This window comes from Bifidobacterium felsineum (assembly GCF_002802915.1).
Lineage (GTDB): Bacteria > Actinomycetota > Actinomycetes > Actinomycetales > Bifidobacteriaceae > Bifidobacterium > Bifidobacterium felsineum.
Genome location: NZ_PEBJ01000002.1, coordinates 310,173 through 324,336, shown reverse-complemented (window position 1 = coordinate 324,336; position 14,164 = coordinate 310,173). Strand labels below are relative to the sequence as shown.

The following is a 14,164-nucleotide window of genomic DNA, read 5'->3' as shown; positions in this document are numbered from 1 at the left end:
AATCATGCTTCGTCGTCAAGTTTTTGCTCATGCGAGACGATGACGGTTTCTGCGTCACGCAGTCGATTGCGTAACGCAGCTTCGATGTCGATTCCTTCAGATTGAGCATGACGTACAATGGCGAGGATTTCGTCGGCATAAATCGAGGCCTTCGAATGAGAAGGATTCGTTGTGATTGGTGAATCCGATATGGCTTCTTCATTGTAGTACTGAGCATTATTCGTCTTGATTGCATCATCAAATACGGTGAGTAGTTCATCCTTGTGCACTGATTTCATGATGCGAGAAACCACTTTGGCGGCACGAGGCAACGCACCTTGTGCGTGTGAAATGCCTTCGAGTACGGACTTGCGATGCTTCTCCTGCTGTTTCATCCGTTCCCACAGAGCGAGTGTCTCCTCCGTGGAAAGCGTAGACTCATTGACTTGCGCCTCATTTTCTGCATCATCAGCGTCATCATCAGGCTCGAAGACGTGCGGATGGCGGGTAATGAGTTTGTTCACCAGACGATCGGCCACCTCGTCAATATCGAACGGATCGGTGAGGTCGGCAGCACATACCCGTGCTTGAAACACCGACTGCAGCAACACGTCGCCCAGTTCTTCGCGCATGTTATCCCTGTCGTTCGTTTCAACTGCATCTACATACTCATAGGTCTCTTCAAGTAATGGCTTAAGAAGCGAACGATTCGTCTGCTTGCCATCCCAAGGACAGCCACCCGGCGAATACAGGATGTCCACAATGGCCTTGACCCGCTCCAACGCACTCGAAGCCTGTGCGACTGGTTTCAGCTTCGAGCACCGTTCAAAGCCAGTTGGCAGACAATATCCGCGTTGTGCATTCGAAGTCTGTTCCTGGTTGCCCTCTGTACTGCTACCCATGTTGTTTTCCTTTTCATTCGAACCGTGAATCTGCCTGCTCTAGACATACCAATTATGGCAATGTATCGGGGTTCCACGTTCATTGTCATCCATTGCCCAAAGATAGCAATGGATGACAATAAAACTTTTGCCTTAAAGCTCAGCTTGTTCCCACTGCGCCGGCAGCGGGATATTCCGCGTTGGAGTGATGCAAGCAAGCAGCAGACCAACGCCCGAACAGACAACAACCAGCATCATGACCGCTTGGAAACCAAACTGAGGTGTTTGCAACAGCCAGCCGACCAGTGCGGGCGTCAAAGCGCCGGGGACACCGATTGCAGTCTCGAATACGGTAGACACTCTTCCTTGCATATCATCCGGCGTCCGTCCGTAGATGAACCCGAGTTCACCGGCATTAAGTGCCGGGAACAGTAGGGAGGCAGCCACCATACATGCGACGATTACGATGTATGAATCGGCAAACAGCAGAGGAATCATCGCAAGCGTGAACACGGTAAAAGTGAGCATGATGAGTTTGCCGGTCGGAATATGTTCGACCAGCCAACCGGCGGCAAGCGAACCAATCAATGCGGCAATGCCTGTGGCTGTGCTCACTAGGCCGATGAGTGCAGCGTCTGTGCCGCGTGATGCGAGCATGATTTGCACGCCAATGATGCTTCCGTAGCAGGCGACGTTGATGACCGCGCCTTGAATGATGGTTGCAAGAACCGTTCGTCTGGTCAGCGTCCATTGCCAACCTTCAATGAACTGGTCGAGAAATGGCGGATTTGTCGTTGCGCTACTGTCAGTTTGCTGATCTGATGGTCCGTTCTCGGTTACGACTGCCGTCTTCCTCGGCAATGCCAATGTGGTGAGGGCCGCTGCCAGATAAAGCACTGTGGATGCGAGGAACGGGAACCAGACGGCAATCCTATACAATAATCCGCCAATCGCGCCACTGGATAGTTCGACGCAGGATTCGCGCGCCTCGCGTATTGCCTGTGCTTTGGCGAATCGTTCCATCGGTACGATTGATTTGAGCATGGCATCGTTGGAAGGCCCCAACAGACCGTTCATCACGGCGAACAAAATGACAAACAGCATGAATGCTGTTGTATTCATTATGTCGAAAGCGAGAAGAACAGTCGGTGCAGCAGATAAGACCATGCCGATAAGACCGAGCAGAATCATTAACCGTCTACGGTCGTGACGATCGGCTATTGCGCCACCAATCGACATAAGTACCAGCCCTATAGCGGATTCGATGGTGACCAGTAACCCCGAGATAAAAGTCGAGCCGGACAGGGCGAGACCAATCAGCGGTATGACAAATGTTCGCAAACTGACTGCGAACACGTCGGCTGTATCGGCAATGAACCAGTTGCGGTATGCGGACAAACACCATAGTGAACGAGAATTGTGCGCGGACTTGGCAACGGGATGATTGGGCGAGTGGATATCGGTGTTCATGGTGAAACTCGTTTCATGACTGCTATGAACGGCATGCGATAGCCCATCGGATTACGGCTGATTATGACAATCGCAAATCACGTTCATGGGAACGTTCGGAAATCAGGCATAACGACATATCGCGCGAGCCTTAATTAGCTCGCAGCGATAGGGGAGCGACGTGAAAAAGAACCGTCAATCCGCTTAGTCGTATGCGAACGATTCCAGAACGACGTACATGCAAGTCTCCTATGACTGATAATGATGGATCCGTCGCGGGGAGTCTCCACTGACCGTTCCCGCAACGCTTCTATTTACTTATGATAGCCCACTGACGAAGGGCACAACGTCGATGTTGTGCCCTTCGTTTCCAACCATCGCGGCGTTACTTAGCGAACGGTTCAGATGCTTTGTCGAGTGCGGCGATTTCATCATCCGTCAGATTGAGGTCCACGGAATCGAGCAGCGCCGGCAGTTGTTCGGGCGTACGTACGGAAGCGATCGGGCCAGCAACCTGCGGACGATGGCGCAGCCAGGCTAGCGCGACCGTGGCAATTGCCACACCGTGCGCTTTGGCCACCGCGTCAAGCGCATCGACCACAGCGAAACCGTCGGTATTGAGATAGTCGGCGACCATGCCCTGACGCGCCTTGCCTTCCGCGTCGGCTGCTGAACGGTACTTGCCGGTCAGGAAGCCAGCGGCCAGCGAGAAGTACGGGAACACGGCGAGATTCTCACGTGCGGCGACCGGCGCAAGCGTACGCTCGTAGTTGCCGCGAGTCACGAGGTTGTAGTGCGGCTCCAAGGCGACCGGCAGCGCATAGCCGTGTTCGCGGGCAATGCTGAACCATTCCTCGATACGGTCGGCCGTATAGTTCGACAGGCCAATCGCGCGAATCTTGCCGGCCTTGACAAGCTCGTCGAACGCGGCTGCGGTCTCCTCAAGCGGCGTGCTCTTGTCATCGAAGTGCGCGTAGTACAGATCGATCGTATCGACGCCGAGACGCAGCAGCGACTCATTCGCCGCGGCGATCACGTTGTCATGTGTAAGGCCCTTGTACTGCGGGTGCTCGCTCACCTTCGTGGCGATGACCACTTGGTCGCGATGGCCGCGCACGGCTAGCCAGCGACCGAGGATAATCTCGGACTCACCACCCGCATTGCCCGGAGCCCACGCCGAATACACGTCGGCGGTGTCGATGAAGTTGCCGCCGGCTTCCACATAGGAATCCAAAACCTTGCGGCTGGTCGCCTCGTCGCTCGTCCAACCGAACGTGTTGCCACCCAAAACCAGCGGGAACACCTCCAGATCGCTGTCGCCAATCTTCACACGCTGATCAGCCATGATGTCATCCCTTCACACAACGTATGGAATTGTTGCGACGTCCCACGGTCGAACGGCCGGCATGCCGCCATCCTTGCTTCGCCCGTGCCTCACGTCCCCATCATTGTCACGCAGCAGGCCGTTCATGCGCGAGCCGTTCCTCTGCCGGCTGATAAAACCTCGCGAATGCGGTCAACAAAGTACCAGCCTGAAGGTGACCACTATCCATGTACTAAGGCGTTACACCAATGCAGACTGTCCGTTGATTAGTTGCAAACACGCCACACATGCGTCTTCAAACACCGCCGCGTACAGTGACAGTCATGTTGGACCACATCACGTTACATGTAAAAGATATTGAACGCAGCATCGCGTTCTATGAAAAGGCGCTCGCGCCACTGGGATACATCGCCAAAGCGCATCACGAACCGACAATCGGCTTCGGCGTGAACGATGGCACACCCCACTCCGATTTCTATGTTTCACCGATGGATGATGCGGAATCCTCGCCGGTCACCCATATCGCGTTCCTCGCCCCCGATCATGAAGCCGTAGAGGCGTTCTATCAAGCCGCGCTAGCAGCTGGTGGCCGGGACAATGGCGCGCCTGGGCCTAGGCCTTACCATCCCGGCTACTATTCGGCGTTCGTGCTGGATCCGGACGGCAATAATATCGAGGCCGTAGTCGACTGGTCCGGCTGGTTCGAGAAGCGATGAGAAAGCTGAATAGTATCATTGGTGACGCGTGATAGTGGGGGCATTCACGATTGGAGGGGGAATATTGCAGAAGCTTCAAATACTACGCTCTGAACGTGGCCGCGTGGTGGCTGCGGCTGTCATGGTGATGGTCGGTTCTCTCGGCATACAGACTTCGTCTTCACTGTCGGCATCATTGTTCGATGCGTTGAAACCAATTCCGGTCAGTTCAATGCGCATGCTCGTTGCCGCAATCGTCATGCTTGCTCTGGTTCGTCCGAAATTGACCGGCAGGTCGAAAGGCGAATGGCTGGGCATCGTGGTCTATGGGCTGGCGATGGCGGCGATGAACATTTGCCTGTATTCGGCCATCGACCGCATCCCGATGGGTGTGGCCGTCACTTTGGAATTCCTCGGCCCCTGCGTGGTCGCCCTAGCTGGTTCGCATCACTGGCGCGAAGGCCTGTGCGCGATAGTCGCGCTGGCGGGTGTTGGATTGATCTCATTCACGCCGGGCGGCTACTTCAACCCGACTGGCTACCTGTTCGCGCTAGGGTCGGCTTTCTGCTTCGGCCTTTATACATTGTTCGCCGACAAGGTCGGCAAGTCAGGCAGTGGGTTGGACGGGCTCTCCCTGTCCGTCACGGTGGCCGCTCTCGCCACGTTACCGATATCTATCGGTCACGCCACGCATGTGACGCCCTCCCAATGGGGCATTATCGCTGCTTCGGCCGCGTTAGGTGTAGTGATTCCCTACACGATGGACACACTGTCGGGACGCATCACATCAGCTCGTGTGGTTGGTACGCTGTTTTCCATCGACCCGGCTATGAGCGTGGTTATCGCCGCGTTGATTCTACGACAAACAATCACACTTATGGCTGTGTCCGGCATTATCGTTGTTTCTTTCGCTGGAGCCCTTCTCATATGGGCATCCGGAGGCAATGGCGCGAACGGAGAAGCCAATGAAGTATCCTCCAAGAATCCTGTCCCTCTGAACCACAATGAAAATGAAAGAGAGACGGAATGATAATTCGCATTGCTCCGATTGAACCTCGATGGTTCGAGGAGAAGGCGCAGGTGCAATCCCGTACATGGAGGGAACTCAATCAGGGGCATATCCCACAGGAGATCGTGGATATCATCACACCGCAGTTCGCGTTGAGGCTCACCGAGGCTCACGCCAAGGACCCTAATCAGGTCATGCTGGTGGCGCTTGACGACGATCATGTGATCGGATTCGCCGAACTGCTGCGATCCCCACGCCCTCCGGCCGATCGTCCCGAGGCGACGGAACTGGCCTCATTGTACGTGCTGGCCGACCGGCATCGGCGGGGCGTCGGACGCATGCTGGTCGAAGCCGGGAAACAGGCCATCGGTAACGACCGGCTCGTGCTTTGGGTCGCTGGGTTCAACGACAACGCACAAGGTTTCTATCGGCATATCGGCTTCCACGAGACCGGCCGCACCCAAACCGAAGACATGGGGCCGGAACTCGAAATGACCAACTACTGATAATTCATTCTTATCCATGCAGTAAACCGGTATGTTGCTGTGCGCATAATTCGAAAGTAAATTGTATACCGAATCTTGCACTGATAAGAGGGGGAAGTGTGACATGTCTTTGACTACTGAGCAACGTATGGCGACCATACGTGAATTCCGTGAGAATATGGCTTTGCTTGGATTGACTGCGGAACAGATCGGCGCGGATTTCGGAGTTTCCGGTGCGACCGTTACGAATATCATCGAGCTCAAGTCCGGTGTGCTGGAATATCCGTGGATCGTACGCCGTTATCTGCTTGACAAGGCAGCCGCCGCTAATGTGGAGCCGGTGCCATTCACTGCATTGCGTGGTGACCCGCACGATTACTGGTTCCTTGATGACCGAATCATCGATGCGAACAGATTGGACTGACAGACCAAGAACCCACTCGCGAATTACGCGATGGTATGCTTCACGCTATGTGCAGGTGTTTTGCGGCTGACTTGGATTGGGATGCGATTGCGGAGCAATTCAGCGTGGATAAGGACGATTCGGACCCCGCCGAACTCCCGCAGCCGTCGTACAACATCACACCCAAAAAGAGCATTGGCATTGTGGCGCAGGGGAAGGATGGACGGCGTCATCTGGCCAACGCATATTGGTCATTGATTCCGGCATGGAACAACAGTAAAGAACTGACATACCCCACATACAACGCCCGCGTCGAATCGGCTTGCAACAGGCCTACGTTCGCGGATTCCGCCAGGTCAATGCGAGCGATCATTCCCGCTTCCGGGTACTACGAATTTCACGGTCGCCGGCCGTATTATTTTCACGCACCGGATGACGCAACACTGTATCTGGCCGGATTGTTTTCGTGGTGGAGAGAAGGGCAATCCCCGTGGCTGTTGACCGCGACGATACTCACCTGCCAGGCTGTGGACGGCCCTGCCACGGTTCATGACCGTATGCCGGTGCTTGTGTCGCACGATTTCACCGATGCATGGCTTGATCGCTCAGTCGATGGTGCTTCATTGATTCCGGATATACAGAAACGCGGTGTCGAGATTTCCCGCAACCTCGCCTTTCATGAGGTTGCCGCATTCGGTCCAACCGATAATGGGCATAAGCTGATTCGCCCATTGCGGCAAATGCATACGCCTAGCCTATTCTGACGTGTAAATCTGTTGATGAACAGCTGCGGTGCTGCATGGATCGGTAAGTCAGAACAGACGATTCGACATACCTCGTTCACCGTCTGTTCGCCTTATCTATTACAATCTTCCGCCGAACCGTAACGAGAAGAGCGGAGGGATAGCCATGTTCATGGCAGAAAAGGAAACGGTGGATAAGGCCAGCGGCATGAAGCATTACGCCGGCCTGGCAGTATTCTCCTCGGCGGTCGGGCACGCGCTCGACGGCCTTGATCTGATGATTCCGGGCTTCGCGATGTCCGGCATCATGGCCAGCTTCAACATCGACAAGACCACGGCAAGCACACTGACCACCATCACGTTGGCCGGCGCCTTCCTGGGCGGCCTCGTGTTCGGACGCATGGCAGATAAGTACGGCCGCATTCGCGTGCTGACCTATTCAGTGGTTTTCTTCGGCGTATTCACGCTGTTCTCCGCGTTTGCGCCGAACTTCTTCCTGATGGCATTGTTCCGCTTCCTCGCCGGCGTAGGCATCGGCGCTGAATTCGGCATCGGCATGGCCATCGCCGCAGAAGCATCCAGCCCGGAAAACCGCGCCAAGGCGACTTCCGGCGTCGGTCTTGGCTTCCAAGTGGGTGTACTGCTGGCCTCCCTGCTGAGCGCTCCGATTCTGACCGCCTTTGGATGGCGTGGCCTGTTCGCCATCGGCATCGTCCCGGCTATTGTGGCCATCTTCATCCGCGTGTTCGTACCTGAACCGCCGCTGTATTTGAAGCACCGCCAAACCGCCAAGGAACATGGCTCCATCCGTCAGCTGTTCTCCACGCCGGAACGCGTGCGTTTCTCCATCGCCATCATCATCCTGTGCACTGTGCAAAACTGCGGTTACTTCGGCATCATGACCTGGCTGCCCAGCTACCTCAACACCGAACTGAACCTGTCCCTGACCTCCACCGGCATCTGGACCGCCGTCACCGTGCTCGGCATGATGCTTGGCATCTCCGTGTTCGGCTTCCTCGCCGACCATCTTGGTCGTCGTCCGGCATTCTGGATCTTCCAAATCGGTGCCGCCATCATGGTGGTGATTTACAGCCAGTTGAAGGATCCGACCGCATTGCTGGTAGGCGGCTTCTTCATGGGCATGTTCGCAAACGGTATGATCGGTGGCTACGGTGCACTGATTTCCGAGCTGTTCCCGACCGAACTGCGCGCCACCGCACAAACCGCCCTGTACAACACCGGTCGTTTCATCGGCGGCGGTCTGGGCCCGGTCGTTATCGCAGCCATCGCCACCGGCCATGGATTCGGCTTCGCGCTGGCTGCCGTCGCATCCATTTACATCATCGCGTTCATCACGATGTTCTTCATCCCTGAGAAGAAGGGCATTGCACTCGAGTAAGCGCTACGCATAATTCTCAATGATTCACTAAGGCCTCGGAGGTATTGTCCGAGGCCTTTTTTGTACGTTTGGCATGCATCTACGTTTTGAACACGCCATCGAACAAGCGTTCGACTGTAGTCTGGTGTTCGGGTATTCTTGGGGCAGATTGATATCAATTGGTGCCTTGGTTTGGTACTCATGTATGCACGCATAGGAAGGCGGGATTGCGGTGGCGGCAGCGCAGACTGGCACAAAGCGCACGGCTGGGGGAGTGAAAGCCGGAAAAGGCAAGAACGGCGAGGTCATCGTAGAAAAAGTGATGACCAGTGACTCATTTCTGAGCCGCGAAATCAAAAAAGCCCCACTTATCGAGCATGACGGTTCGCTGGTGGCTGATATCTCCCATATTCCCAACGACTTGAAGATTACGATCCAGGGTGCGCGCGAGCATAACCTGAAGAATGTTGACTTGGCGATTCCTCGTAATCGCATGGTGGTGTTTACTGGTTTGTCGGGTTCCGGCAAATCCTCGCTCGCCTTCGATACCCTGTTCGCCGAAGGCCAACGTCGCTATGTGGAGTCCCTGTCCGCCTATGCACGTCAGTTCCTAGGACAGATGGACAAGCCCGACGTCGACTTCATCGAAGGACTGAGCCCGGCCGTATCCATCGACCAGAAAACCACGAATCGCAACCCACGATCCACTGTGGGCACGATTACCGAAATCTACGATTATCTGCGATTGCTGTTTGCACGTACCGGTGTTCCACACTGCCCGGAATGCGGCGAACCAGTGGCTTCGCAGACCCCGCAACAGATCGTTGATACGCTGCTGGGTTATCCTGAACGCACGCGATTCCAGATTCTCGCACCAGTGGCCAAAGGCCGTAAGGGTGAGTTCGTGGATATGCTGGAATTGCTGCGCTCCGACGGCTATGCGCGTGCATTGATCGACGGCGAGATGAAGCAGCTCTCGGAAGACATCAAGCTTACCAAGCAGAAGAAGCACACCATCGAAGTGGTGGTGGACCGTCTGGTAATCAAGGACGGTATTCGTCAGCGCTTGACCGATTCAGTGGAAACCGCACTGAAACTGGCCAACGGCAGCATCGTCATCGATTTCGTGGACGAAGAAGCGGGCTCTCCGACCCGCCGCCGACCATTCTCCGAACATCGCAGCTGCCCGAACGGGCACACCTTGGAGCTCGACGAAATCGAGCCACGTACCTTCTCCTTCAACGCCCCCTATGGCGCATGCCCGGCGTGCACCGGTCTTGGGTTCAAACTGGAAATCGACCCGGAACTTGTAATCTCCGACCCGGAGAAGTCACTGGCTGAAGGTGTCATCGAACCGTGGAGCAACACGAAGATGACCTCCCAGTATTACGGTCATGTGCTCGAAGGTCTGGCCCGGGAGATGGGTTTCTCGATGAAGACCCCATGGAAGGATTTGCCGGAGGATGTCAAGCACGACATTCTCTACGGTCACGACTTCAAGGTGGATGTTTCCTACCGCAATCGTTGGGGCCGTCTGCGCGAATACTCCACCGGATTCGAGGGCGTGGTACGCACGTTGATGCGTCGCCATGATGAAACCGATTCGCAGTCCATGCGCGAATATTACGAGTCCTACATGCGTGAAGTGCCATGCCAGGTGTGCCATGGCCGCCGTTTGAAGCCGGAAGTACTTTCGGTTACCGTGAACGGCAAATCCATTTTCGATGTTTGCGATATGCCGGTGGTCCGTGAGCTCGAATGGGTCAATGGACTGAAACTCGAAGGTTCGGCGCAATTGATTGCCGGCGAAGTCTTGAAGGAAATCAAGGCCCGTCTTGGTTTCCTCAACGATGTCGGTCTCGACTATCTGACACTGTCCCGTGCGGCAGCCACGCTTTCCGGCGGCGAGGCGCAGCGTATCCGTTTGGCCACGCAAATCGGCTCTGGCTTGGTCGGCGTCATGTACGTGCTCGACGAGCCGTCCATCGGTCTGCATCAACGCGACAACGAACGTCTGATCGAGACCTTGCATCATCTGCGCGACCTCGGCAATACGCTGATTGTGGTCGAACATGATGAAGACACGATTCGTCAGGCCGACTGGCTGGTGGATATCGGCCCAGGTGCCGGCGAACACGGTGGCGAGGTCATCTACTCAGGCCCTGCAAAGCATTTGATCGAAGCCAAGCGCTCCATTACCGGCGATTACATCGCGCACCGCCGTGAAATCGCCGTGCCGACCCATCGGCGCAAAGTCAATAAGACCAAGATGCTTAAAGTGGTAGGCGCCCGTGAGAACAACTTGAAGAACATCAACGTGAGCTTCCCGCTTGGTGTCTTCACCGTGGTCACCGGTGTTTCCGGCTCCGGCAAATCCTCCTTGGTGAACACGATTCTGTACCCGGTGCTTGCCGACAAGCTCAACGGTGCTCGCATCGTGCCAGGCAAGCATACGCGCGTCGAAGGCGTGGACCAGGTGCGCAAGGTGATCCACGTGGACCAGAACCCGATCGGTCGTACGCCACGGTCCAATCCCGCCACGTACACCGGCGTGTGGGATAAGATCCGTACGCTTTTCGCCAAGACGCCGGAAGCACAGGTACGTGGCTATGGTCCCGGCCGTTTCAGTTTCAACGTCAAAGGCGGTCGATGTGAAGCCTGCCATGGTGATGGCACGCTGAAGATCGAGATGAACTTCCTGCCGGACGTGTACGTGGAATGCGAAACATGCCATGGCAAACGCTACAACCGTGAAACCCTTGAAGTGAAATACAACGGGAAAACCGTTTCCGACATTCTCGATATGCCCATTGAAGAGGCCGCTGACTTCTTCAAGGCATACACCGGTATCTCCCGTTATCTGAAAACCTTGGTGGATGTGGGACTTGGCTATATTCGATTGGGACAACCCGCTCCAACACTTTCCGGTGGTGAATCACAGCGCGTGAAACTCGCCACTGAACTGCAACGTCGTTCGGACGGTAAAACCGTCTATATCCTGGACGAGCCGACCACCGGTCTGCACTTCGAAGACGTCAACAAGTTGCTCAAGATGCTGCAGTCTTTGGTCGATAAGGGCAATACGGTGATTGTCATCGAACATAATCTCGATGTGATTAAGGAAGCGGATTGGCTGATTGACCTGGGGCCTGAAGGCGGCGATGGAGGCGGTACCATCGTCACGCAAGGTACGCCAGAGCAGGTGGCTGAATGCGCCGAGTCCTGGACCGGCAAGTTCCTTAAACCAATGCTGTGAACCTCGATTTGAGTTGACCGCTGTGGGCTGGGGTGAGTGTTGTGCGACACACTCAAGGCCGTTCGGCCAAGCTTACGGTCTTACAACACTCACCCCAGCCCACACCTCCCATCAGCAACAATCCGGAGCAAGGAAGGGTTATGACGAACGATATTGAACGGCATAGTCCGGATGAATGGCGGAAGACCGCTTCGGCATTGATAGCAGAGAGCACGACCAGCAGTGCAGCGGTTGAAAGCGGAGTGGAAGCGCCGGTCAATGCGAATGGCGCTCCACTGCTCGGTGATTCGCGTGATCTGTTCCGTCCAAAGACATCGGATATCCCAGCGAAACCAGGCGTCTACAAATGGCGCGATGGTGAGGGCCGAGTCATTTATGTGGGCAAGGCAAAGAACCTGCGTAATCGCCTGACCAATTATTTCCAGCCGCTATACCTTCTGCATCCGCGCACGCAAACGATGGTGCTCACCGCCAGAAGTCTCGAATGGACAGTGGTGGGTACTGAGCTGGAATCGTTGACGTTGGAATACACGTGGATCAAGGAGTTTGACCCGCGGTTCAACGTGCAATTCCGTGACGATAAAACCTATCCATATCTGGCGGTCAGCACAGGGGAGCGGATTCCACGCGTCTGGGTCACACGTTCACGCAAACGCCGGGATACCCGATATTTCGGACCATATGCGAAGGTCTGGGAACTACGTCATAGCCTAGATAGGCTGCTGCGCACATTCCCCGTACGCACCTGTACGCCTAACGTTTTTCACAAAGCTGAATTGACAGGACGCCCATGCCTGTTTGCTTCGATTGGCAAATGTTCCGCTCCTTGCATCGGTAAGATTGCCCCCGCAGAGCACCGCAAGCTCGCTGAACAATTGGTAGGCGTCATGACTGGGCGTCTCGGTCGTTCATATATCGCACAGCTGACACGAGAAATGAAAGAAGCCAGCGCTGAGCTGGAATTCGAGAAAGCCGCTCGCCTGCGTGACCAGATTCAGATGCTGGAAACCGTGGTGCAGCAGAATGCCGTCGTTTTCGATCAGGATGTGGATGCCGACGTATTCGGCTTCGCCACAGACGAACTGGAAGCCTCCGTGCACGCGTTCTATGTGCGCGCAGGTGCCATTCGCGGCGAACGCAACTGGAGCGTGGAACGAGTCGAAGATATCTCCGACGGCGATTTGATGGCCGATCTGATTGTACAGGTGTATTCGGATGCGGCCGCGAGCAAGCCGAAGGCCAAACAGGTCAATAGGGGAGCAGCATCTATACAAGAACAACGCGAAGCCATTGGTTCCACGCAAACCATCACCGCAACCGATGCCGTCGCCCGGGCTAAAGCGACCCGTGAGCGCAACAATCGTCAGGAAGTTACCGGACGTGCAGATCTGTTGGCGCCCATTGCACCCGTGCCGCGTGAAATCATCGTGCCCATCGAGCCAAGTCGCCAAGCAGAACTGGAGGATTGGCTGACTGGTTTACGCGGGGGAGCGGTCAGCATTCGCATGGCTTCACGCGGCGACAAAAAACAGCTGATGGACCGTGCCAATGAAAACGCCAACCAGGCGTTGCAGCGCAGCAAGCTCAGCCGTATCTCGGATATGGGCGCTCGTACACAGGCCATGAATGATGTGGCCAAAGCGCTGTTCCTCGATGAGGCTCCGCTGCGCATCGAGTGCTACGACATCTCCAACACCGTCGGCGGCGCCTTCCAGGTGGCTTCAATGGTGGTGTTCGAGGATGCAATCGCCAAAAAGTCCGAATACCGCCGCTTTGCTATTCGTGGCAAGGATGGCAAAGGTGCAGTGGATGATTTATCGGCGCTCTATGAAACGCTCACCCGTAGGTTCAAACACGGCAATATTGCTGGAGATTCCGGCGAGAGCATGGACGCCGAGCATCGGGTTGCAGCAGCCAAAGCAGCAGCTACGGCCAATGCCGAAATCAATAAGCAGCCTGCTGAAACCGTGCAGCAGAACACTGATCGTCATCACTTCGCCTACAAGCCAAATCTTGTTGTGGTCGATGGCGGCAAGCCGCAGGTCATGGCCGCAGCGAAGGCACTTAAGGATTGCGGAGTAGATGATGTCGCCGTATGCGGACTAGCCAAACGATTGGAAGAGGTCTGGGTGCCGGACGATGATTACCCGATTATCTTGAAGCGCCAATCCGAGGGCATGTACCTATTGCAACGAGTGCGCGACGAATCGCATCGATTCGCCATCACCTATCATCGTCAGCAGCGGCGTAAAGGTGCCTTACGCAGTGCGCTGGATGAGATCCCGGGAATCGGCGAAAGCTACCAGAAGCGGCTGCTCAATCATTTCGGTTCCGTCAAAGCCATGCGAGAAGCCACTGTAGACGATTTCATGAAAGTCAACGGTATCGGCAAAGCGAAGGCCGAGGCGTTATATCAGGCGCTGCATGTTGCTGATGCAACCGCATCGGAAAACGTATGAGTTCCCGATACAACGCAACAAACCCTGCACAACGGTATGTTTTCTTATGACGTAACCGCATCTGCCTATAACTTCAGCTAGCATGGAGAGCAGTCGAAGGAGG

General features: G+C 55.5%; 11 protein-coding genes. 8 read left to right on the top strand and 3 right to left on the bottom strand.

Annotated elements, in window-relative coordinates; all coding sequences use genetic code 11:
• Window positions 1–2: 2 nt before the first annotated feature.
• From CSQ86_RS05015 to CSQ86_RS05005, 3 genes are all read right to left on the bottom strand, one after another.
• Window positions 3–881, bottom strand: a complete 879-nt coding sequence (locus CSQ86_RS05015; RefSeq protein WP_100494009.1) for a nucleoside triphosphate pyrophosphohydrolase — start codon at window positions 879–881, stop codon at window positions 3–5.
• A 132-nt stretch (window positions 882–1,013) separates the two neighbouring features.
• Window positions 1,014–2,330, bottom strand: a complete 1,317-nt coding sequence (locus tag CSQ86_RS05010; protein WP_100494008.1) for an MFS transporter — start codon at window positions 2,328–2,330, stop codon at window positions 1,014–1,016.
• 364 nt (window positions 2,331–2,694) lie between these two features.
• Window positions 2,695–3,654: an aldo/keto reductase gene (locus tag CSQ86_RS05005; protein ID WP_100494007.1), complete on the bottom strand. Its 960-nt coding sequence runs from the start codon at window positions 3,652–3,654 to the stop codon at window positions 2,695–2,697.
• 302 nt (window positions 3,655–3,956) lie between these two features.
• Here CSQ86_RS05005 and CSQ86_RS05000 point away from each other — a divergent pair, with 302 nt between their 5' ends.
• The 8 genes from CSQ86_RS05000 (at window position 3,957) to uvrC (ending at window position 14,061) form a co-directional block, all read left to right on the top strand.
• Entirely contained in the window at window positions 3,957–4,349 is a 393-nt protein-coding gene (locus tag CSQ86_RS05000) for a VOC family protein (protein WP_100494006.1), read from the top strand.
• Between the two features lie 64 nt (window positions 4,350–4,413).
• Window positions 4,414–5,358: an EamA family transporter gene (locus tag CSQ86_RS04995; protein ID WP_243387622.1), complete on the top strand. Its 945-nt coding sequence runs from the start codon at window positions 4,414–4,416 to the stop codon at window positions 5,356–5,358.
• Window positions 5,355–5,843 (top strand): GNAT family N-acetyltransferase, encoded by a 489-nt coding sequence (locus CSQ86_RS04990; RefSeq protein ID WP_100494005.1) that lies wholly within the window; start codon window positions 5,355–5,357, stop codon window positions 5,841–5,843. The genes CSQ86_RS04995 and CSQ86_RS04990 overlap by 4 nt, the downstream gene beginning before the upstream one ends.
• Window positions 5,844–5,946: 103 nt before the next feature.
• Complete coding sequence (locus CSQ86_RS04985) at window positions 5,947–6,246, top strand: DUF2316 family protein (RefSeq protein ID WP_100494004.1); 300 nt, start codon at window positions 5,947–5,949, stop codon at window positions 6,244–6,246.
• Between the two features lie 47 nt (window positions 6,247–6,293).
• Window positions 6,294–6,989: an SOS response-associated peptidase gene (locus CSQ86_RS04980; RefSeq protein WP_100494003.1), complete on the top strand. Its 696-nt coding sequence runs from the start codon at window positions 6,294–6,296 to the stop codon at window positions 6,987–6,989.
• 151 nt (window positions 6,990–7,140) lie between these two features.
• Window positions 7,141–8,367 (top strand): MFS transporter, encoded by a 1,227-nt coding sequence (locus CSQ86_RS04975; RefSeq protein WP_207761554.1) that lies wholly within the window; start codon window positions 7,141–7,143, stop codon window positions 8,365–8,367.
• Between the two features lie 205 nt (window positions 8,368–8,572).
• A complete protein-coding gene (gene uvrA, locus CSQ86_RS04970) occupies window positions 8,573–11,602 on the top strand; it encodes an excinuclease ABC subunit UvrA (protein ID WP_100494002.1) in 3,030 nt (1,009 codons plus the stop codon).
• Between the two features lie 140 nt (window positions 11,603–11,742).
• On the top strand, window positions 11,743–14,061 hold the full coding sequence (uvrC, locus tag CSQ86_RS04965; RefSeq protein WP_100494001.1) for an excinuclease ABC subunit UvrC: 2,319 nt from the start codon (window positions 11,743–11,745) through the stop codon (window positions 14,059–14,061).
• Window positions 14,062–14,164: the final 103 nt, after the last annotated feature.